Annotated in this window: 16 protein-coding genes and 1 riboswitch; of the genes, 7 read left to right on the top strand and 9 right to left on the bottom strand. The window is 73.5% G+C overall.

The genetic code is table 11. From position 1 onward, the window contains the following. Nucleotides 1-14: 14 nt before the first annotated feature. Nucleotides 15-653 (top strand): LysE family translocator, encoded by a 639-nt coding sequence (locus tag OB08_RS12265; protein ID WP_461475108.1) that lies wholly within the window; start codon nt 15-17, stop codon nt 651-653. A 162-nt stretch (nt 654-815) separates the two neighbouring features. Continuing rightward, a complete protein-coding gene (locus OB08_RS12260) occupies nt 816-7,793 on the top strand; it encodes a hypothetical protein (protein WP_461475106.1) in 6,978 nt (2,325 codons plus the stop codon). A 30-nt stretch (nt 7,794-7,823) separates the two neighbouring features. Here OB08_RS12260 and OB08_RS12255 read toward each other — a convergent pair whose 3' ends face one another. Genes OB08_RS12255 through OB08_RS12240 form a run of 4 tightly spaced genes read right to left on the bottom strand, consistent with a single transcriptional unit; the run spans nt 7,824 to nt 10,667 of the window. Next, complete coding sequence (locus OB08_RS12255; RefSeq protein WP_461475104.1) at nt 7,824-8,207, bottom strand: VOC family protein; 384 nt, start codon at nt 8,205-8,207, stop codon at nt 7,824-7,826. A 49-nt stretch (nt 8,208-8,256) separates the two neighbouring features. Further along, the gene (locus tag OB08_RS12250) at nt 8,257-9,111 is read right to left on the bottom strand and encodes an SDR family oxidoreductase (protein WP_461475102.1); all 855 of its coding nucleotides are present in this window, start codon (nt 9,109-9,111) and stop codon (nt 8,257-8,259) included. Next, entirely contained in the window at nt 9,108-9,896 is a 789-nt protein-coding gene (locus tag OB08_RS12245; RefSeq protein ID WP_461475100.1) for an enoyl-CoA hydratase/isomerase family protein, read from the bottom strand. The genes OB08_RS12250 and OB08_RS12245 overlap by 4 nt, the downstream gene beginning before the upstream one ends. Nucleotides 9,897-9,905: 9 nt before the next feature. Then, the gene (locus OB08_RS12240; protein ID WP_461475098.1) at nt 9,906-10,667 is read right to left on the bottom strand and encodes an SDR family NAD(P)-dependent oxidoreductase; all 762 of its coding nucleotides are present in this window, start codon (nt 10,665-10,667) and stop codon (nt 9,906-9,908) included. 109 nt (nt 10,668-10,776) lie between these two features. On the opposite strand from OB08_RS12240, the gene OB08_RS12235 reads away from it, so the two are divergent. The 3 genes from OB08_RS12235 to OB08_RS12225 are packed head-to-tail and all read left to right on the top strand — an operon-like array spanning nt 10,777 to nt 12,360. After that, nucleotides 10,777-11,121: a DUF488 domain-containing protein gene (locus tag OB08_RS12235; RefSeq protein ID WP_461475096.1), complete on the top strand. Its 345-nt coding sequence runs from the start codon at nt 10,777-10,779 to the stop codon at nt 11,119-11,121. Between the two features lie 4 nt (nt 11,122-11,125). Further along, on the top strand, nt 11,126-11,851 hold the full coding sequence (locus OB08_RS12230) for a phosphotransferase (RefSeq protein ID WP_461475094.1): 726 nt from the start codon (nt 11,126-11,128) through the stop codon (nt 11,849-11,851). After that, the gene (locus OB08_RS12225; protein WP_461475092.1) at nt 11,848-12,360 is read left to right on the top strand and encodes an SRPBCC domain-containing protein; all 513 of its coding nucleotides are present in this window, start codon (nt 11,848-11,850) and stop codon (nt 12,358-12,360) included. The genes OB08_RS12230 and OB08_RS12225 overlap by 4 nt, the downstream gene beginning before the upstream one ends. A 150-nt stretch (nt 12,361-12,510) precedes the next feature. Here OB08_RS12225 and OB08_RS12220 read toward each other — a convergent pair whose 3' ends face one another. The 3 genes from OB08_RS12220 to OB08_RS12210 all read right to left on the bottom strand — a co-directional run bounded on the left by OB08_RS12220 (nt 12,511) and on the right by OB08_RS12210 (nt 15,408). Next, nucleotides 12,511-13,302, bottom strand: a complete 792-nt coding sequence (locus tag OB08_RS12220) for an energy-coupling factor transporter transmembrane component T family protein (protein WP_461475090.1) — start codon at nt 13,300-13,302, stop codon at nt 12,511-12,513. Further along, entirely contained in the window at nt 13,299-14,756 is a 1,458-nt protein-coding gene (locus tag OB08_RS12215; RefSeq protein WP_461475088.1) for an ABC transporter ATP-binding protein, read from the bottom strand. Before OB08_RS12215 ends, OB08_RS12220 begins: the two co-directional genes overlap by 4 nt. Before the next feature lie 4 nt (nt 14,757-14,760). Beyond that, on the bottom strand, nt 14,761-15,408 hold the full coding sequence (locus OB08_RS12210; RefSeq protein ID WP_461475086.1) for an ECF transporter S component: 648 nt from the start codon (nt 15,406-15,408) through the stop codon (nt 14,761-14,763). After that, a riboswitch (TPP riboswitch) is annotated at nt 15,401-15,510 on the bottom strand. (Overlaps the previous gene by 8 nt.) 37 nt (nt 15,511-15,547) lie before the next feature. Between OB08_RS12210 and OB08_RS12205 the strand changes: the two genes are divergently transcribed. Further along, a complete protein-coding gene (locus OB08_RS12205) occupies nt 15,548-17,119 on the top strand; it encodes a D-alanyl-D-alanine carboxypeptidase family protein (RefSeq protein ID WP_461475085.1) in 1,572 nt (523 codons plus the stop codon). Nucleotides 17,120-17,125: 6 nt separating this feature from the next. Here the strand turns inward: OB08_RS12205 and OB08_RS12200 are convergent, their stop codons facing one another. Beyond that, nucleotides 17,126-18,085: a J domain-containing protein gene (locus OB08_RS12200; protein ID WP_461475083.1), complete on the bottom strand. Its 960-nt coding sequence runs from the start codon at nt 18,083-18,085 to the stop codon at nt 17,126-17,128. Nucleotides 18,086-18,095: 10 nt separating this feature from the next. Next, a complete protein-coding gene (locus tag OB08_RS12195; protein WP_461475081.1) occupies nt 18,096-19,157 on the bottom strand; it encodes an enoyl-CoA hydratase/isomerase family protein in 1,062 nt (353 codons plus the stop codon). 144 nt (nt 19,158-19,301) lie between these two features. Between OB08_RS12195 and OB08_RS12190 the strand changes: the two genes are divergently transcribed. Next, on the top strand, nt 19,302-20,964 hold a 1,663-nt coding region (locus OB08_RS12190), incomplete at its 3' end, for an ABC transporter ATP-binding protein (protein ID WP_461475079.1).

The raw sequence follows: 20,964 nt of genomic DNA, 5'->3' as shown, positions 1-20,964 counted from the left end.
ACTATCGTGTCTTCGTGGTCCCGCCCGAGAACCTCCTCGCCTTCACGCTGGCGGCGATCGTCCTGATCGTGATCCCGGGGCCGAGCGTGCTGTTCACGATCGGCCGCGCGCTGGCGCTCGGCCGCATCGGCGGCCTGCTCAGCGTGCTCGGCAATGCTCTCGGCCTGCTGCCGGTCATCGGCCTCGTCGCACTCGGCGTCGGAGGCGTCGTCGCGCAGTCGGTGGTGCTGTTCACGATCGTCAAGGTCGTCGGCGCGGGGTACCTGATGTACCTCGGCGTGCAGGCGATCCGCCACCGGTACCGCGCGGCCGAGGAGGCCGGGGGCGGCGTGGCCCCGCGATCGGCCTGGCGCCAGCTCGGCGAGGGGTTCGTCGTCGGCATCACGAACCCGAAGACGATCGCGTTCTTCGTCGCGGTGCTGCCGCAGTTCGTCGACCTCGTGGCGGGCTCGGTGCCGCTGCAGATGATCCAGCTCGGCCTCGTCTTCTTCGTCATCGCGCTCATCTCCGACGGCATCTGGGCGCTCGTCGCAGCCTCGGCCCGCACGTGGTTCGGGAAGTCGCCGAAGCGGATCGCGCGGCTGTCGGCGACCGGCGGCGGCCTCATGATCGGGCTCGGCGGCATCCTGCTGTTCACCGGCGGCGACCACTGACACCGGACCCGCCGGCCGCCCGCTCAACGAAATCGCCGCGGGGTCTGGTCATTCCGCGAGGTTGGTGCCATATTTCAGGGATGGGCGCCTGGGGCGCCCCCTCGCCCCGCTGCCGCCCGGGAAGGCGGCGGTGCGCGATGTCCGATTCGGGGAACGAGCGCGATGTCGTACGCAGACCTGCCTTCCGTGGAGCCCTCACGCCGGCGCCGAGGCACAGCCGCGGGGGTCGCCGCGGTCCTCGTCCTCTCGGGCCTGGTCGCGCTGCCGGCCATCGCGCCCGCACCCGCGGCCGCCGCTGCTGCGCCGGGCGAGCCCGAGACGTTCCTCGTCTCGCAGACCGGCGCCGCGGCATCCGTCCAGCCCTCTCTGACTCCCGACGGCCAGCGCGTCGCGTTCGCGTCGACGGCCGCCGACTTGGTCGACGGCGACGGCAACGGGGTCTCCGACGTCTTCCTCGCGACCGCGACCCAGGGCAGCGCCGACCCGTTCTCGGGCGAGCCGGTGCTCGTGAGCGCGCCCGACGGGTCGCTGTCCCAGGATCCCGCGGACGGGCCGAGCACCGACCCCGTCGTGAGCGCCGACGGTCGCTACGTCGCGTTCCTGAGCTCGGCCGGCAACCTCACCGCGGGCGACCACGCACCGGCGGACTTCACCCACGTCTTCGTCCGCGACACGCTGCTCGGAACGACCGTGCGGGTCGAGACGGGAGGCGTCGAGCCCCTCGGCGACGCGACGGCCCTCGATCTGAGCGATGACGGCCGGTACGCCGTGTTCGTGTCGGACGCGCCGAACCTCGTGCCGGGCGACGACAACGGCGTGGCCGACGGGTTCGTGGCCGACCTGGATGGGAACGACGACGGCGTTCGCGGCGACGTCGCCGTGACGCGCATCGTCCCGGGCGGCGGTGTCGGCGCGGGCATGACCGACATCGTCATCAGCGGCAACGGCGCACACCTCGCGTTCACGGCGAAGACCGGCCTCGACGATCCGTCCTCGCCGGTGGAGGACGTCTACCGCGGCGCGCGGTCCGACGCCGGTGCCACCGCGACGGTGCTCGCCGCCGACGCGCACGAGCCGGCGATCAACGGCAACGGCGAGGTCGTCGTCTTCATCGCCGACGGCGCCTGCTCGGGCAACGACACCATCATCGCCTCGACCTTCGACCTCGCCGACACGTACACCGTCGCGCTGGCCACGAACCTCGTGGAGTTCCGCTCGGGAGGCACGATCGCCTCGCCCGAGGTCTCGGCCGACGGCAGCACCGTCGCGTGGCAGACGACCCGGCCGCGCTTCTCGTTCGCCGGCATCGCGCCGGCGCTCCCCGAGCCGGTGGTGCGCACCGCGCTGCCCGACTGGGCGGCGGCCACCACCGCCGGACGCTGCAGTCACAGCGCCGCCGGCGACTTCGTCGACATCGCGACCGGATCCGACGCCGAGCTGTCGGCCTCCGGGCGCACGGTCGCCTTCACCGGCCCGTCGGCGCTCGCGCCGGACGCCGACTCCGCCATCGTCGCCGTCGACACCCACACGCACGAGGGCCTCGCCGTCACGAGCACGCTCGGCGAGCTGGTGAACGTCGGCTACATGACCGTCGTCGACATCGCGCAGATCCCGGTCTCGGGGTTGCAGGGCTATGCGGCCGCCCTGGCCGACGCGCCGATCTACCGGCTGCCGATCTACCGGCTCCCGATCTACCGGCTCCCGATCTACCGCCTGCCCATCTACCGGCTGCTGATCGAGGACTCGCCGATCTATCGGCTTCCGATCTACCGCCTGCCCATCTACCGGCTCGACATCCCCGGCGGCTGGCCCGAGCTGCTCGCCGGCACGCCGTTCGCGGGCGAGCTCGTGCAGAGCGTGACGCTGTCGGACGTGCTGACGTGGGCTGCGGAGACACTCGCCGACGGCTCGACCGCGACGGACGCCGAGCGCGTCGCTGCCGAGCGCATCCAGTCGCTCACGCTGAGCGACGTGGACCTGTCCGACAGCGGCATCGACTCGCTGGCGCTCGCCTCGATACTCCTCGGGGCGGCCCCGGTCGGCCGGATCCCCCTCGCCGGCGTCCCGCTCGGCGATCCGGCTGCGGCCGTGGCGCGGTGGCAGGACGTCGTCGAAGCACAGGGCCTCGACGTGCAGGTGACGGCCGAGACGGTGCTCGCCGACCTCGACGCCGCCGGACTCGACGTCGGCCGGTCGGGTGTCGAAGGGGTCGACCTGTCGGCTCTGCCCGTCGCGCAGACGCTCCTGGACACCCTGCCGATGTCCCGGCTGTTCCTCGCCGGCACGGCGCTGGGCGCGCTGGAGGTCTCGGCTCTCACGCCCGAGAGCCGCGCGGCGCTCTTCTCCGGCGAGGTCACCGGGACCCTCGCGGGCAGCGCGGGGGCGCTGCGCCCCGAGGCGACGGTCGCCGACCTCGCCGCGGGCGCGCCGGCGGGCGTGACGTTCGGAACGCTGCTGTTCTCGGTGCTCGATGCGGCCAGCTACCCGTGGGAGCAGATCGAGCCGACGTCGATCGACCCCAACGCGTCGCTGCGCGACGCTCCGGGCTACGGATGCGACGGCTCGAAGCGCTGCGGGACGAATGCGCAGTTCCACTTCACGTTCGACCCCGGCCCCGGCGAGCCCACTGCTTTCACGGCTCCCACCGCGTCGATCGCCCTCCCTGCGGGCACCGCGCCGTCGAACCAGTACTTCGCAAGCGCCTCGGGCCCGGAGCTCCAGTGGACGCGCGACCTCTACGGCGGCGCCGTGCAGGTCGACGGCAATCTCGTGCGCATGCCGCTCGACGACGCCGCCGGCGGCACCTCCATCGAGCTCGAGGTCTGGTACACGGCGAGCTCCCAGCCCGGCAACCTGTTCGCCGATGCGACGCTCGCGAGCGGCGGACTGACCGCGACGGACCGCCTCTACGCCGTCTTCGACATCGCCACGCTCGACGACCCGGCGAACAACCGCGTCGGCGATGACTGGGACGACCCCGCGCGCCAGCGCGAGGCGCTGCAGGAGGGCCGCATCTACTACGAGTGGATCTCGCCCGCCTACCGGGCCCTCGACGACGACGGCAACCGCATCGAAGGCCCCGCGCTCGACGAGGACTACTTCCTCGTCGATCCCCCCGCCCCCGGCGAGCGCCTGGTCATCTCGACCAACGCCGCGGACGGTCAGATCGCCCTCTCGCTCTTCTCGCCCTCGGCGCCCGTCGCACCGCTGGGTGTCGAAGGGGCCGGCCCGCTACCGGGCACGCCCGTCACCGAGCAGACGGGCGACGTCGGCGCTCCCGCCGAGGCGGGCGGCGACGCCGGTGCCCCGCTGGTCGGGCACACGCTCGTCGATCAGGCGGTCGTCGGAGGTGACGGCAGCGCCGAGATCGAGGCGGCCTCAGCCGAGGTCCCGCCCGGCGAGCAGATGCTCCTGCGTGTCACGAGCGGCAACGGAAAGGCGAGCTCGTCGCTCTACTCGCTGCGGGCGCGCTACGTGCCCGAACCGCGCGAGCAGGTCTGCGGCGCGTGGGCTCCTCCCCAGACCGACGACCCGGGCGTGACCGGTGCGAGCGACCCCGTGACCGCCACGACGAACACGGTCTACGTCATGGACACCCGCCGGTTCGGCGACATCCACGGCGCTGCCGGTGCCGCGCAGGTGCGTGCGGCGCTCGCCTCCCTCACGGGTTCGGGCGAGGCGGGCGGCGGTGCGGTGGACGGCGCCGTCCTCTCGGTGGACGCCGATCCGGGCGTGCAGGCGGCGCGGGCGTCGCTCGACGCCAACCCGTGCTCGATGTCGGCCCGCCGCGCGCTGACCGGCGCGATCAACGCCTTCGTCTCGGCCCGCCTCGGCGACGAGCGCGACCACATCACCTCGGTGGTGATGGTCGGCGGCGACGACGTCATCCCCCTGGCGCCGGTCGCCCAGCACACCGCGCAGTTCAACGAGGCCAGCCACGCGGCATCCCTCCGCCTCGCTCAGGCGCCCGACGGCGCGGCCTGTCCCGACGCGGTCGCCGAGGGAGCGGTCGACCCCTGCGCGACGCCGCTGTCGGCCGCGGCGGCGACCAATCACATCCTCACCGACGACCCCTACGGCCTGGCCGACGCGTACGCATCGCTCGGCGGCCACCTGTACGTGCCCACGGTGGGCCTCGGCCGGCTGGTCGAGACGCCGGCGCAGATCGTGGCCGCCGTCGACCGCTTCGTCGCCGCCGACGGGATGCTGGACGCCGACTCCACCCTCACGGGCGGCTACGGAGCGTGGGCCGAGCTGCCCGCGCTCGTCACCGAGAAGCTGTCGTGGCGCTCGGCGTCCGACACCTCCCTCACCGAGCCGTGGACGAAGGCGGACGTGGAGGGCGTCCTGTTCCCGAGCGCCGGTGAGAGCCCGCGCGTCGTGTCGGTCAACACCCACGCCGACGAGACGCGCATGCTGCCCGGAGTGCCGGGAGCCGCCGAAAGCCGGTTCGCCGACGCCGACCTCATGCGCGCCTCGGAGCACGTCGGCGCCCCGCAGCTCGAGGGCTCGCTCGTGTTCATGATCGGATGCCACGCCGGCGGCAACCTGCCCGGCTCGTACTACGGCGACACCCCGGACTGGGCCGACGTCTTCGCGTCGGCGGGCGGTTTCGTGGGCAACACCGGGTTCGGGCTCGCCAACAACGTGACGACGGCTCTCGGAGAGCGCCTGCTCGGCGAGTACGCATCGTGGATCGGCACCGAGGTGGACGGCACGGGCGTCTCGGCGGGCGGCGCACTCGCATATGCCAAGCAGTCCTACCTCGGCGGGCTCGGGCTGTACTCGGGCTACGACGAGAAGGTGCTCATGGAGGCGGTGTACTACGGCCTCCCGATGTACGCGTTCTCCGGCGAGCGCCGCGCCGTGCCGCTGCCCGCGATCCCCGACGGGCTGACCCCCGTGGCCGACATCGGCGGCGGGCTGTCGGCGGCGGGTCTGAGCCTGACCCCCGCCTTCGAGACGCAGACCGCGACCGACGCCTCCGGGCGGGAGGTCGCCTACCTGACCGCGGACGACCAGCAGCCGCTCGCCGTGGCGGGCCAGCCGGTGCTCCCGCGGGTCGTGTCGCGGCTCGGCACGGCGCCCTCCGGTACGGCGGCGCGCGGCGTCCTCCTCACCGCCCTCACGTCGGAGCGCAGCGGGCCCGTGTCCCCCGCCGTCGCGCAGCCCGGCATCGGCGTGCCCGAGCCTGCGCCCGCGCGCGGCGGGTCCGCGTTCCCCTCGACGTTCGCGACGGTGACATCGCAGCAGACGCCCTCCGGTCCCGTCGACCTCCTCGTGGTCACGCCGGGACGAGTGGAGATCCCCGCGACAGGCGACGGGACCATCGAGCGCTTCACCTCCATGGGCATGGACGTGATCTACGCGCCGGTCAGTCTGCCCGACGGCACGCCATCCGAGAGGGTCGCCCCGCTGATCCGCTCGGTCGAGCCGCCGCGCGCCGGAGGTTCGGTGTTCCGCGTGTTCGCCGACGGCACGGGAAGCAGCGTCACCCGGGCACAGGTCCTGGTGCAGCCGGAGGGGTCGGCGTCGTGGCAGCGCTTCGCGCTGACGCCGAAGAGCGGAGCGCAAGGCGCCTTCTGGGAGGCGGACACGCAGGTCACGACGCCGGTGCGGTGGATCGTGCAGGTCCTCGACGCGGCGGGCAACGTGGCGACCGAGTCGGCGCGCGGGCACCTCGACACCGCCGGCGCCGCCGCCCCGGCGATCGAGGGGTCGACCGAGGGCGCCGACGTTCGCCCCGGCGAGCGGCTCACGCGCGCGTTCGTGATCGGTGACGCCACGCCCGGCGAGCGCCTCAACGCGTCGTTCGCGATGACGAGCGACGCTGACGACGGCGGCGGGCCGGTCGCCTCCGGGCCGGTGGCGGTCGTCACCGGCCCGGATGGGGTGACGCGCGCGGTCGTCGACCACGTGGTCGCCGGAGCCGGCGCTTTCACCGTGGAGCTCGTCGTCTGCCGCGGTGCTGCCTGCGGGCGGACGTCCTTCCCGCTCACCGCAGCCGTGGCGAACACCGCGCCCGCGGCATCCGTCACCCTCGCGTCCGACACCGCGGGGGTCTGGCCGTCGTCGACACTCACCGCGACCGCCGCGGGCACCGACCCCGACGGCGACGACGTCGCGCTGGCGTACCAGTGGTTCGTCAACGGCGGCGGACTCCCCGTCACCGGGCCGACCCTCGAGCTCGCCGGACGCGTGGCGCCGGGCGATGTCGTCGAAGTCGTCGCCGTCCCCAACGACGGCCGCATCGACGGTCACGCCGCACGCGCGTCGGTGCTCGTCCTCACCGAGCCGCGCCCACCGGAGCCGCCGACGATCGTCGCCTCCGCCGTGAACGCCGCAGGCGCCTACGTCGAAGGCGAGTGGAGCCGCACCGCCGTCACCGTGACCTTCACGTGCATGCCCGGCGATGAGGCGATCGACGAGTGCCCACAGCCGGTGACGGTCGCGGCGGACACGTCCGACGAGGGGGTGGAGGTCTCGGGGACGGTGCGGGATGTGCTCGGCGCCACCGCCACCACCGCGCTCCTCGTCCGGGTCGACGCCACCGCGCCGCAGCTCTCCCCTGTGGTCAGCCCGAACCCCGTCGCCCTCGGCGGAGCGGCCACCGCCGTCTCGGGTGCGGCCGACACGGGCTCGGGCGTCGCCGAGCAATCGTGCGACGCCCCCGACACCGCGTCCGCAGGCGCGAAGACGCTCGTGTGCCGCGCGACCGACGTCGCCGGCAACAGCGCGTCGGCGTCCGCGTCGTACACGGTGATCGCCCCCTCGCCGGCGTGCCGCTCCGGCAGCCGGGTCGTGCTGCAGCCGGTGAACCCCGACGGGAGCAGCGTCTTCGCGCGCATCTCCGCGGTGCCGGTGGTCTTCCGCCTGTGCGACGGGTTCGGCCGCCTCGTCACGGCGAAGGGGTCCGTGACGAGCGTCACCCAGGTGTCGGCGGCGCCACTCCCCAAGAAGGGCCCGGCCGTCAACGAACTGCCGGTCCTGCTGCCGACGATCACGCCCGTCTATGTGCCGCTGACGGGGCTGTGGGCGGGATCGATCGGCTCGGCGAGCCTCAAGGGCGGGCAGCAGTACACCTACCGCGTGAACCTTGCCGACGGCACGTCCTTCACGTTCTCCTTCGGGATCAAGTGACGCGGAGGCCGGGCGTGCGGGTCGCGGTCCTCAATCGGGCGAGGCGGATGCCGCGGCCCCGAGGTTGACGAGAGTGCCGTCGGGATCGCGCACCTGAGCCGCCCGCTCGCCCCACGGCATGTCGGCGGGGGCGGCTACGACGTCGCCGCCCGCCGCCATCCACCGCGCGAACACGGCGTCGACGTCGTCGACGTAGAACCACAGCGCCACGCGGTCGCCTGCCGCCGCTCCGGGAGCCGCCGGATCGCGGCCGATGCCGAGCGAAGCCGCCCCGATGCTGAGCGACACGTAGTCGTCTTCGTCGGCGCTGCCGAACCGGTAGCCGACCCGCGCGTGCAGGGCGTGCTCGTAGAAGCTCACGAGGCGCGGCAGATCGCGCGTCGACAGGATCGGGAAGAGGCTGCGGACCTCCATGGCCTCACCCTACGCGCGGCGCACGCCGCGAGGAAGGACGACCCCGACGTCAGTCGAGGAAGATGTCGGGGAACAGCTGGTCGTCGGGGGTGCCCGGCACGGCGGCGTAGCCCGAGAAGTCGGTGACGCCCGCGTCGCGGAGCACATCCTCGACGATGAGGGTCTGACCGGTGTACTCGGCCGCCGGCTTCAGGAAGACCTCATACGCGGCATCCGCGTACACCTCGGGGGTGCGGCTGACCTTCATCATCGCGTCGCCTCCCAGGGCGAACTGCACGGCGGCGGTGGCGATGGTCGTCGCAGGCCAGAGGGTGTTGGCGGCGATGCCGGCCTTCGCGAACTCGGCCGCGAGGCCGAGCGTCGTCATCGTCATGCCGTATTTGGCGAGCGTGTACCCGGTGTGCGCCCCGAGCCACTTGGGCGAGAGGTTGAGGGGCGGCGAGAGCGACAGGATGTGCGGGTTCTCGGCATCCTTCAGGATGGGCACCGCGGCGCGGCTCAGCATGAACGTGCCCCGCACGTTGACGTCCTGCATGAGGTCGTACTTCTTCGCCGCGAGGTCGAGCGACCGCGAGAGGTCGATGACGCTCGCGTTGTTGACGACGATGTCGATGCCGCCGAACTCGCCCTGCGTCTTGAGCACCGCCTCGGTCACGTCGTCGTCGTTGCGGACGTCACCCACGATGGGCAGCGCACGGCCGCCCGCCGCGCGGATCTGCTCCGCCGCCGAGTGGACGGTGCCCTCGAGCTTCGGGTGGGGGCTGTCCGTCTTGGCGAGCAGCGCGATGTTGGCGCCTTCGCGAGCCGCGCGCAGCGCGATCGCGAGGCCGATGCCGCGGCTCCCGCCCGACATCAGGATCGTCTTTCCGGCGAGGGTGCGTCCTGAGATCGGCGAGGGGGTCATGCATTCTCCTTGGGTGGGGCCTTGCGCGACGCGGCGGCGAACGCGGCGACGCGCATCTGCGACTCGGGGGTGTCGAAACGGGCCCCGATGGAGGCGGCCTCATCGTCGAGGTTATCGGCGAACGAGCGGTCAGCACCGACGCGCACCAGCCGCTTGGCCTGGCCGAAGGCGGCCGTGGCGTTGGAGAGCCAGAAGTCGGCGATCTCGTCCGCACGCGCGGGCACCTCCGCGGCGGGCACGACCTCGGCCACGAGGCCCCAGTCGAGCGCCTCGGCGGCCGAAAGCGTGCGGTCCTGGAGCAGCAGCTGCAGTGCGCGGCGCTGGCCGATCGCCGCGGGCAGCAGCGTCGAGACGCCGAGGTCGGGCGTCAGGCCGATGTTGGCGTACTTGCTGACGAACTTCGCCGACTCCGCGGCGACGATGTAGTCGGCGGCGAGCATGAGGCCGAGGCCGCCGCCCGCGACCGCGCCCTGCACCGCGGCCACGATGGGCTTGTCCGACAGCGCGAACGTGCGGATGCCCTCGTGGATGACGTGCGCGGTCGCGGTGACGGCTTCTCCGCCGGCGCCCGAGGTCGCCATCGCGACCACGTCGCCGCCCGCGCAGAACGCGGGGCCGGCGGCGTCGAGGATCACCGCGCCGACGGCGGGGTCGCCCGTCACCTCACGGGCGATGTCGCGCCAGCGCCCGCCCATCTCGAAGTCCATCGCGTTGAGGTAGGCGGGCCGGTTGAACGTCACGCGGGCGAGGCCGCCTTCGACGTGGAGGAGGATCGAATCGCTCATGCGCAGTCCTTACTTGGGCGCCATGCGGATGGCGCCGTCGAGGCGGATGGTCTCGCCGTTGAGGTAGCCGTTGTCGACGATCGCCGCGACGAGGCGCGCGTACTCGTCGGGCCTGCCGAGGCGCTGCGGGTACGGCACCTGCCGGCCGAGCGAGTCCTGCGCCTCCTGGGGCAGGCCCATGAGCATCGGGGTCTCCATGATGCCGGGGGCGATCGTGACGACACGGATGCCGTAGCGCGCGAGCTCGCGCGCTACCGGCAGCGTCATCGCGTGCACCCCGCCCTTGCTCGCTGCGTACGCGGGCTGGCCGATCTGGCCGTCGAACGCGGCGACGCTCGCCGTGTTGACGATGACGCCGCGGTCGCCGTCGGCGGTGGGATCGGTGCGGGCCATGACGGCGGATGCCTGCGAGAGCACGTTGTAGGTGCCGATGAGATTCACCCGGATGATGCGCTCGAACCCCTCGAGCGGCGTCGGCGCGCCCTCCCGGTCGAGCACCTTCGCCGGCGGGGCGATGCCCGCGCAGTTCACGACGACGCGCAGCGGGCCGGCGGAGGCGGCCTGCTCGACCGCGGCGGCGACCTGGCCCGGGTCGGTGACGTCGGCGGCGGCGAACGATCCGCCGAGCTCGGCCGCGGCATCCGCTCCCGCAGACCCGGGGAGGTCGAGGATGGTCACGGTCGCGCCGGACGCGGCGAGGCGTCGTGCCGTGGCGAGGCCGAGGCCGCTCGCGCCGCCGGTGACGAGGGCGGAGGCACCGGTGAGGTCCATGCGTTCTCCTTCGAACTGCCGAGACATTGCATCCCACTCTACGCGGGACTGAGTTTCACCTCCGCCGCGGATGCCACGACCCAGGCTACCGGGGCGGCATCATGGTCGCATGGCGGTGCAGCTGAAGCGGGTCTACGACGATCCTTCCCCCGGCGACGGGTTCCGGGTGCTGGTGGACCGGCTCTGGCCGCGCGGCGTGTCCAAGGAGCGCGCCGCCGTCCAGGCGTGGGCGAAGGAGGTCGCGCCCTCCACCGGCCTGCGGCAGGCGTTCCATCGCGACGGCCTGCCGTGGGACGAGTTCGAGCGGTCGTATCGGGCCGAGCTCGCCGAGAATCCCGCGCTCGACGCGCTGCGGGCCGAACTGGCGCGGCACCCGGTCTCGACGCTGCTCTACGGAGCCCAGGATCCCGACCGCAATCACGCGGTCGTCCTGCTCGACGAGCTGGGTCTCTGAACCGATGTCCATCCCGGCCGACGCCGTCAGCGTGCCCGAGCGGGTGCGCGACCTCGCCCGTGGCGCGTCCCTCACGCCGGTGTGGCGCAACGACTACGGCGGCGTCACCTTCCGCACGAACGACGAGCGCTACATCAAGCACGGACCGCTCAACGCCGAGTCGTCGATGGCCGGCGAGACCGTGCGCCTGGAGTGGGCCGGGCGGTGGATCCGCGTGCCGCACGTCCTCGAAGCGGGCGCCGACGACGCCGAGGAGTGGCTGGTGACGCGCGCGCTCCCCGGCGAGAGCGCCGTCGCCCCGCGCTGGATCGCGGAGCCGGCCACGGCCGTCCGCGCGGTCGGCGAGGGCCTGCGTGCGCTCCACGAGGCGCTGCCGGTCGCGGAGTGCCCCTTCGACTGGTCGGTGCCGTCGCGTATCGCGAACGCGGCGAGCCGTGGCATCCGGCTGCCCGACGCCCTGCGCGAGCCGCCGCCGATCGACCTGCTCGTCGTCTGCCACGCGGATGCCTGCTGCCCGAACACCCTGCTCGGCGACGACGGGCGGTGGCTCGCGCACGTCGACCTCGGCCTCCTGGGCGTCGGCGATCGCTGGGGCGACATCGCCGTGGCGTCGATGAGCACGGAGTGGAACTATGGACCGGGATGGGAGGACGCCCTCATCGAGGCGTACGGCGTCGAACCCGACCGCGAGCGCCTCTCGTACTACCGGGAGCTCTGGAACGCGACATGACCGACCGCACCGACATCACCGGGACCGTCACCGACATCGACGGCCACCCCCACCTCGTCCTCACTCGCACGTTCCCGGCTCGCGCCACCGAGGTGTGGCGCGAGCTCACCGACTCGGCGCGGCTCGAGCGCTGGATCGGACGCTGGGAGGGCGACCCGAAGTCCGGTCGCGTCGCGTTCTTCATGACGGCCGAGGGCGAGGAGGCGCCTCCCGAGGAGTACACGATCCTCGAGTGCGACCCGCCGCGGCGCTTCGCCGGTGACACGTCCGCCGCGACCGGGTCGTGGCACCTGTGGTTCGAGCTCGTCGAGAAGGGCGAGGCGACGCTGCTCGTCTTCGGGCAGCGCCTGAATCCGGGCGAGGACGTCGGCTCGATCGGACCGGGCTGGGAGTACTACCTCGACCGGCTGGTGGCGGTGCACAAGGGGCGGGATGCCTCGTCCATCGCGTGGGGCGCGTACTTCCCGGCGATGCAGCCGGCGTACCAGCGCCTGGTCGCCGCGGGCTGACCGCCGGCGCGCACTACGCCCGCTGCGCTTTCCTGCGACCGTTGCGTCGCCCGCCGGCGCGGGCCTCGCCCGCTGCGCTTTCCTGCGACCGCTGCGTCGCCCGCCGGCGCACTCGCAGGAAAGTGCAGCCCTCGGCGCTGCGAACCCGGGTCAGGCGCCGGGGCCGAGGATGAAGTTCCACGTGCCGGCGACGAGCGCCGCGCCGGTCGCGATGAGCGCGATGACGAGGCCGACGCCCATAAGCGCCCACTCCGCTGCGCCGAAGGGCGACTCGCGCGCCCACGTGCGGGGACCGGCCGCGCCGAAGCCGCGCGCCTCCATCGCCGTCGCGAGCTTGGTCCCGCGGCGGATCGACAGCACGAGCAGCGCGAAGGCCATGCCGAGGAACCGCCGGATGCGGCCGCGGTCGGCGACCCCGCGCGCACGCCGCGCGAGCTCCAGCGCCCGCCAGTCGTCGAGGAACAGCCCGACCATGCGAAGGCCGGCGAGCGCGCCGAGGACGAACCGGGCCGGCAGGCGGAGCACCTGGCCGAGCCCGTCCGCGAGGTCGGTCGGATCGACGGTGGCGAACAGCACGACCGACGGCAGCGCGATCGCGAGCACCCGGATCGTCGTCGCGAGCGCCAGCACGAGCGAGCCCTCGCTGACCCGCACGAACAGCCAGTCGACGTACACCTCGCCGCTGGTGCGTCCGTAGAGCGCGATCGTCAGCCCGGTGAGCGGTGCGAGCGCCCACACGATCCACGTGCGCGCCCAGAACTCACGCCGGCCGAGACCCGCCAGCGGCATGAGCAGCAGTTCGAGCACGAGGGCCACGGTCGCCGAGACGACGTCGAGGGTGAGCACGAGCGGGATCGTGATGAGCGCGGCCGCCCCGAGCTTCGCGACGGGGTTGACCCGCGACATCCGCCCGGTGCGCGCGTGCGCTTCGAGGAGGGTCACGGCGCCTCTCCCAGCTCGAGCCGTGCGGCGTGGAGCGCCTCGACCACGTCCAGGTCGTGCGTGATCGCGACAATGGCCGATCCGTCGTCGCGCAGGCGTGCGAGGAGCGCCACCAGCTCGGCCCACGTGCGCGCGTCCTGCCCGAATGTGGGCTCGTCGAGCACGAGGACCCGCGGAGCCGTCGCGAGGGCCGCGGCGACGGTCAGCCGCCGCTTCTCGCCGCCCGACAGCGTGTACGGGTTCGCGAGGGCGAGGGGGCTGAGCCGCAGCCGCTCGAGCAGCTCGTCGACGCGCCGCGCCGTCTCGTCGTCCGGAAGGCCGAGGGCTCGCGGCCCGACCTCGAGCTCGCCGCGCACGGTCTTGGCGAGCAGCTGGTGCTCCGGATCCTGGAACACCGTGCCGATCCGCGTGAGCAGCTCCCGCGACGCCCAGCGGATCGGCTCGCGCGCGGCGCCGTCGGCGAGCGCGGGGGTCGCGACGAGGGCGCCGGATGCCGGTGCCAGCAGCCCGGCGAGCGTGAGGCCGAGCGTGGACTTGCCCGCGCCGTTGGGTCCGGTGATGGCGAGCGCGGACCCGGCACGCACCTCGACGCCGATGCCCGACGCGACGGGGTGCCCGGCCACGCGCTGCACGGCGAGCCCAGCGGCGGTCAGGAGGGCCTCGCCGGGCGGGTTCCGCGGCGCGGGGGGGTGCAGGGGCGGGATGCCGGGAACCCAGACGCCCCGGGCAGCCAGCGACGCGCCGTCGCGGCCGAGCACCTCGGCCGGCGCGCCGTCGGCGAGGACGCCGTCCTCACCCAGCACGATCACGCGCGACACGACGGGCAGCCACACGTCGACCCGGTGCTCGACGACGACGAGCGTCGCCGGATGGGTGTCGAGGAGCCGGGTGACGGCATCCCGCACCTCGGCGACGCCCGCAGGATCGAGGTTCGCCGTCGGCTCGTCCAGCAGCACCAGGCCGGGGCGCATCGCGAGCAGCCCCGCGAGGGCGAGCCTCTGCTTCTGACCGCCCGACAGCGCCTTCGTCGGCCGGTCGAGCGGCACGTCGAGCCCGACCGCGTCGAGCGCCGAGCGCACGCGCGGCCAGATCCGATCGCGCGGGATGCCGAGGTTCTCGCAGCCGAACGCCACGTCGTCGCCCACGCGGGCCAGGATCACCTGGGCGTCGGGGTCCTGAAGCACGAGTCCCGCCCGCCCGCGCTGCCGGGCCGCGGGAAGACCGTCGACGAGCAGGCTGCCGGACTGCTCGCCGTCGTCCTCCCCGCCCAGCACGCCCGCCAGCCCGTGCAGCAGCGTCGACTTGCCCGAGCCGGACGCCCCGAGCAGGAGCACCCGCTCGCCCGGCTCGATGCGGAACGAGGCATCCGTCACCGCCCAGGCGTTGCGCGAGGCGTGGCGCCAGCCCCAGCCCCGCGCCTCGACGGCCGCGGGTCCGGACGTCACCTCGGGCACGCGCTCAGACGCGGGCGCGCGCTTCGCGGCCCGACGCGAAGCGGTCGAGCGCGCCGGTCCTGGCGAGGCCGCGCGCGAGCAGCCACGACAGCGCCCCGGCGATCACGGCACCCGAGAGGGACGTGCTCACGAGATACACCACCACGAACCAGAAGTCGGCGCCGGCGTACCAGAGCAGCAGGTTGTTGACCCCGCCGGCGAGGGCCGCGCCCACGCCCGCGAGGATGGCGACCGGCAGCGACCACCGACGGTAGAAGAAGAGCAGGAAGATCAGCTCGGCACCCAGCCCCTGGATGAGGCCCGCCTCGAGCGTGAGGAAGGCGCCCCACGTGTTGCCGATGAGCGTGAGGGCCGAGACGGCGGCCGCGACGACCTCGGTGAAGACCGCGGCACCCGGCTTGCGGATGATCAGCGCACCGAGAACGCCCGCGAACAGCCACGGACCGTCGAGCAGCCCCTGCAGGCCGGGCCAGAGCGGCTCGAGCAGCGCGCTCGGACCGCGGTACGCGACGTTCCACAGCAGGAAGACGAGGCCGGATGCGACGCCGATGACGCTGGCGACGACGATGTCGACGACCCGCCAGCGATACGGGCTCGCCGGCGGCGACGCGGGTGCCTGCGTGGTCTCGGGAACGGACGTGGACGCGTGCATGTGTTCTCCTCCCTGCGCCGGCATGATCCGGATCAGGTTCGACGGTCGAAGCGTGGGTCGCTTCCTCTCAGCCCGGCTCACCGGACTCCCGTGGTTGTGCGGACGAGTATACGCCTGCCGGCCGGGGTATCTTGAGCGGGTGACCCTGGATGACGCCCCCACCCCGACGCGCCGCGCGCGACGGGTGACGGGCGCGTTCCCGATCGTCGCCGACGACCCGGCACCGCGCGACGGGGTGCTGACGCTCGACGCTGGGACAGCCGCGAGCGCAGGCCCCGGCTCGATCGCGGCGCCGGGGACCGAGAGCAGCGACACCGCCACCACGACCCCTCTCGGCGACATCCCGCGCGCCACGCGCCCCGACGAGGTCGCCGAGCACGTCGCGCTCGCCTGGGTCGATGAGAAGGCGGTGGCGCTCCCGCGGCCGCCGGCGGATCTCGCGACGGCCGCGTCGCCCTACATCCCCGTCGAGCCGGACCTCCTCGCCGACGCGCCCCGGCGTTCGCCGCTGCGACCGGGCGTGATCGTCCCGACGCTCCTCATCGCCGGCGTCACGGGGCTCTACGCCGCGACGACCCTGCTGTGGCCGCTCCATGCCGTCGCCCCCGCCGTCACCGCCGCTCAGGTGGAGCCGATCGCGGCGCCGGCCGCCGCGATGCCGTGGCCGGCCGCCGGAAGCGCGGCTGTGTCGGTCGGCGGCGTGACCGGGGTCGCGGCATCCGCCGCCGACGCGCGGTCCATCGCCAGCATCACCAAGGTCGTGACCGCCCTCGTCGTCCTCGACCGGCTGCCGCTCGCCCCGGGCGAGCAGGGTCCGGAATACGGCTTCGGGTACGGGGACTCCCTCGCCTACTGGGACTACCTCTCGAGTAACGAGTCCGCACTGGACGTGCCCGTCGGCGGCACGCTCACCGAGTACCAGATGCTCGAGGGCATGCTGATCGGATCGGCGAACAACTACGCCGACCGCCTCGCCGGCGACCTCTTCCCCTCGGATGCGGTGTTCGCCGACGCGGCGATGAGCTGGCTCACCGCGCATGGCGTGCCCGGTGTCACGATCGTCGAGCCGACGGGCATCGATCCGGGCAACAGCGCCACCCCCGAGGCTCTCCTCGTGCTCGCCCAGAAGGCGATGGCGCACCCGGTGATCGCCGAGATCGTCGCGAAGAAGTCGACCGAGCTGCCCGGCGCAGGGCTCGTCGAGAACACCAACGAGCTGCTCGCCGATCCGGGCGTCGTCGGCATCAAGACCGGAACGCTCGACTCCTGGAACCTGCTGTCGGCCAAGGACGTCACCATCGGCGAGACGCCCGTGCGTCTCTTCGCGTCGGTGCTCGGTCAGCCCGACGACGATGCGCGGCTCGCAGCGTCCCGCGCGCTCTACACGCAGCTCGAGCAGGAGCTCCAGCGCAGGCCGTCGGTCACGGCCGCCACCCTCGCCGGCACGGTCGACACGGCGTGGGGCGAGTCCGTCGACGTCGTCACCGCCGATGACGCCTCGGTCGTGCTGTGGAACGGCGGCGCGGGCGCGGTGACCACGACCTTCGACCTGGGCGACGAGCGCGCGAAGGGCGACGTCGTCGGCAGCCTGTCCGTGGACGGGCCGCTCGATTCCGCCACGGTCGAGCTTCGGCTCGACGACGACCTCGAGGGTCCGAGCGCGTGGTGGCGCCTGACCCACCCGCTGGAGCTGTTCGGCATCACCGACTGACCGGCGTCACGCGAAGCGGACGGCCTGCTGCAGCCGGCTGCGCACGTCGAAGACCTCGTTGCCGCCGATCGCCCGCACCCCGGTGATCCCGCGGCGCAGGACGGTCGACAGCGCGCTTCGTGCCACGACGGCGACGGGCGTGCCCCGCACCTTGCCGATCTCGTCGATCACCTGCAGCACGTCGTCGTCGGGCAGCACGACGATCGCACCGCTGAACCGCACGCCGGCCGCGCGGGCGATGCCGCGCATGCGCGCGATGAGCGCGGCGATCGGCGCTCCCTCGACGCCGTCGCCGATGAGCTCGCCGCGGCGCAGCCGAATCGGACCGCCGAAGTCCTCCGAGAGGATCGCGTAGAGACCGCTCGGGCCGAGGACGATGTGGTCGATCTTCGCGTCCGGATCGGCGGGGGCGGACGACGAGGCCGCTCCCCATCCCCCGGCGCGCACCGCCGGCGCCACGTCGTGCCACACCGTGTACCCCATGCCCAGGTCGGCGATGACGCGCGCCGTGGCCTCCTCGGCGAGCGCGTCGGCCAGCAGCCGGCGGAGCTGCTGCGGCGCCGAGCGCACGAGCGCCGGGTCGTACGGATCCTCGAGCGCCACGCCGCGCCCGGCCCACTCGCGGATCAGCGTCAGGTAGCGCTCACGGCGCCATCCGCCGGGATGCCCGTACGAGCGGGCCCGGGGGCGCGTGTCGGTGCGCGGCGCCGGCGCCCGCCACCCCGACCACTCGGGAGCCGGGGCGTCGCCGAACCCGTGGCCGCGGTCGTACGCCGCGCGCGCATCGGCCGTGCCGACAAGCTCCCACGCGCGCTGCACCTGCACGAACAGGGCCGCATCGCCACCGGTGTCGGGGTGGGTCTGCCGCAGCCGCAGCCGGTACGCCTTGCGCAGATCGTCCTCCGAGGCCTTCGGGTCGACCCCGAGGACCTCGTACGCCGAGGCGGAGAGCGGGCTGTCGAACACCGTGCCCCCGTCAGCCCCAGAGCGGCACGTCGGGGCGGTGCGCGAGGGCCGTCTCCGCCACGTCCGGAGCCAGCTCGGCGAGGGTGGCCGGCTGCCACTTCGGCGACTTGTCCTTGTCGATGACCTGCGCGCGGATGCCCTCGGCGAGGTCGGGCTGCGAGGTCGCGAACCACATCACGAGCCCGTACTCCTGCTCGAGCGCCTCGCGGAGCCCGGCGAGCTCGCGCGAGCGTCGCACCGACGCAAGCGTGACCGCGAGCCCCGTAGGCGCGAGCTCGCCGAGCAGGTCGGCGGTGACGGTCGCCTCGGGCTCGGGCCGTGCGCGCAGTCGCTCGATGATGTCGGGAACCGTCTCGCCGGCGAACGCGTCGTCGATCCACTCCCGGGCGCGCTCGAGCTTCGAGGGGGGCGGGGTCTCGTCGAAGAGCAGCACCAGCTCGGTGGGGCTCGACGGATCGGCGCGCGTCTCCAGCGCGTCCCGCAGCCCGTCGAGGCTCGCGGCCGGCACGAAGTGGTCGGCGAATCCGGCGTAGATCGCGTCCGAGGCATCCATCACCGCACTCGTGAGCCCGAAGTACTCGCCGAGCCGGCCCGGAGCATGGGCGAGGAGCCAGGTGCCGCCGACATCGGGTGTGAAGCCGATACGGGTCTCCGGCATGGCCAGCTGGGACCGCTCGGTCACGATGCGGATCGCGGCGTGCCCTGCGACCCCGATGCCGCCGCCCATCGTGATGCCGTCGGCGAGGGCGACGATCGGCTTCGGATACTCCGCGATGCGGGCGTTGAGGGCGTACTCGTCGCGGAAGAACACCGCCGAATCGTCGGCACGCCCGCTGGTCACGCGCTCCGCGAGCCCGCGTACGTCGCCACCCGCGCACAGCCCGCGCTCGCCGGCACCGTCGATGAGCACGACGTCGACTTCGGTGTCGTGCTCCCAGTCGTCGAGCGCCGCGTGCAGTCGATGGATCATGTCCAGGTCGAGGGCGTTGATCGCGCGCGGGCGGTTGAGGGTGAGGCGCCCGAGACCGCCACGGGCGCGGACGAGGACGGTGGGCTCGGTGTCGACGGTCACGGTCGCAAGGCTACCGGGGCCGAGACGGCCCGGGCGGAGTCGCTCTGTGCGGCATCCCGCGCTCCGCCGGGCAGATTTCCGCGCGCGGGCGAGCACTTTCCGACAGGATATGGAGAAGTGCTCCCGACGACGAGAGGGTTCGGCATGCCCGAAGGACAGGTGCTGGAATTCTCCGGCATGACCAAGCGCTTCGGCGCCGTCACCGCCGTCTCGGACTTCTCAGCACGTGTCGATCCGGGTCTCGTCACCGGATTCCTCGGCCCCAACGGCGCCGGCAAGACGACCTCTCTGCGCATCCTCCTCGGCCTCGTGCGCCCCACCTCCGGCGACGCGACGATCGGCGGTGCGCACTACGCCCGGCTGGCGAACCCGCTGCAGACCGTGGGCGCCGTGCTCGAGGCATCCAGCTTCCATCCCGGCCGCACCGCGGCCGCGCACCTGACCGTGTACGCCCAGGCGGCGAAGATCCCGCGGTCCCGTGTCGACGAGGTGCTGGGGCTCGTGGGCCTGGCAGACGCCGCAGGTCGCAAAGTGGGCGGCTACTCGCTCGGCATGCGCCAGCGGCTGGGACTCGCCTACGCCCTGCTCGGAGACCCCGGCGTTCTCGTGCTCGACGAGCCCACCAACGGGCTCGACCCCGAAGGCATCAAGTGGATCCGCGGGTTCCTCCGTCAGCTCGCGCGCGAGGGGCGCACGGTTCTGGTGTCGTCGCATCTGCTCACCGAGGTGCAGCAGACGGTCGACGCGCTGCTGATCATCTCGCGCGGTCGGCTCGTCTTCCAGGGCGGGCTCGACGAGCTCGTCGACCCGTCCGAGCAGGCGACCGTCGTCGACTCCCCCGACCGCGCGGCGCTCGCCGAAGCGCTGCGGGCGTCGCAGATCCCGTTCGAGGTGCTGCGGTCCGGCCTCACCGTGCGCGGGATCGAACCAACCGCGGTCGGTCTCGCCGCGGCTGCGGCCGGCGTGCCGCTGTCGTCCCTGCAGAAGCGCGGCCCCGCCCTCGAGGAGGTGTTCCTCGACCTGGTCAACGGCACGCGGCTGCATGCGAGCGCGGCCGGCGGGCCAGGCGATGTCATCCCGGCCCTCGAGTCCGGGCCGATCACGGTGCTCGCGTCCGAGGAGACGGTTCCGGATGCCTCGGCCGAGGCGTCTCCGGAAGAGGCGGCGGCCGGCGGCGGCGGAGCGGTCGAGGCGGCCGGTGCCGTCCTCGCGGCCGACGAGCCGGCCGGCGGGCCGGACGAGCCGGACGAGCCGGCCGTCGGGCCGGACGAGCCGGCCGTCGGTCTCCCCTCGGCCGCTCCCGACGGCGCCGCGTGGATCGCCGCGGAGACGGATGCCGAGCTCCCCGACGAGCAGCACGTCGACGACCCCGGCGCGCCGTCGCACCCGCACACCGCGTCGTTCGCCGTCGCGAGCACGGGCGTGATCGACATCATCCCGGGCACCGAGGCCGGTGACGATGATGAGAGTCCCGACGCGGGCGAGGCCGACGGCGAGGAACCCGACTCCGGCGGAGCCGACTCCGGCGGCGCCGACGCCGGCGCTGAGCCCGCCGCTGCCGAGTCGGTCCCGGTGCAGACCGACGACGACCTCACCGACGAGGATCTCTACGCCCCCGAGACCGATGACCGTCCCTGGGAGAACTACGTCAAGACCGAGGCCGACCTCGAGGCCGACCGTTTCTTCGCCGCGTTCGACGCCGAGAAGGCGGCGGCGGCAGCCGCCGAGGCCGAGGCCGAGGCCGATGCCGATGCCGATGCCGATGCGGATGCGACCGCCGACGCAGAACCGACCGACGCGCAGCCGG

The organism is Microbacterium sp. HJ5, from assembly GCF_054824025.1.
This window is presented reverse-complemented; position numbering and strand designations above follow the sequence as displayed.

Bases quoted from the DNA above. Each gene is read 5' to 3' on its own strand.
- OB08_RS12230 (WP_461475094.1), top strand. From the start codon at position 11,126: ATGTCCATCCCGGCCGACGCCGTCAGCGTGCCCGAGCGGGTGCGCGAC.
- OB08_RS12245 (WP_461475100.1), bottom strand. From the start codon at position 9,896: ATGAGCGATTCGATCCTCCTCCACGTCGAAGGCGGCCTCGCCCGCGTG.
- OB08_RS12210 (WP_461475086.1), bottom strand. From the start codon at position 15,408: ATGCACGCGTCCACGTCCGTTCCCGAGACCACGCAGGCACCCGCGTCG.
- OB08_RS12255 (WP_461475104.1), bottom strand. From the start codon at position 8,207: ATGGAGGTCCGCAGCCTCTTCCCGATCCTGTCGACGCGCGATCTGCCG.
- OB08_RS12260 (WP_461475106.1), top strand. From the start codon at position 816: ATGTCGTACGCAGACCTGCCTTCCGTGGAGCCCTCACGCCGGCGCCGA.
- OB08_RS12235 (WP_461475096.1), top strand. From the start codon at position 10,777: ATGGCGGTGCAGCTGAAGCGGGTCTACGACGATCCTTCCCCCGGCGAC.
- OB08_RS12250 (WP_461475102.1), bottom strand. From the start codon at position 9,111: ATGACCCCCTCGCCGATCTCAGGACGCACCCTCGCCGGAAAGACGATC.
- OB08_RS12225 (WP_461475092.1), top strand. From the start codon at position 11,848: ATGACCGACCGCACCGACATCACCGGGACCGTCACCGACATCGACGGC.
- OB08_RS12240 (WP_461475098.1), bottom strand. From the start codon at position 10,667: ATGGACCTCACCGGTGCCTCCGCCCTCGTCACCGGCGGCGCGAGCGGC.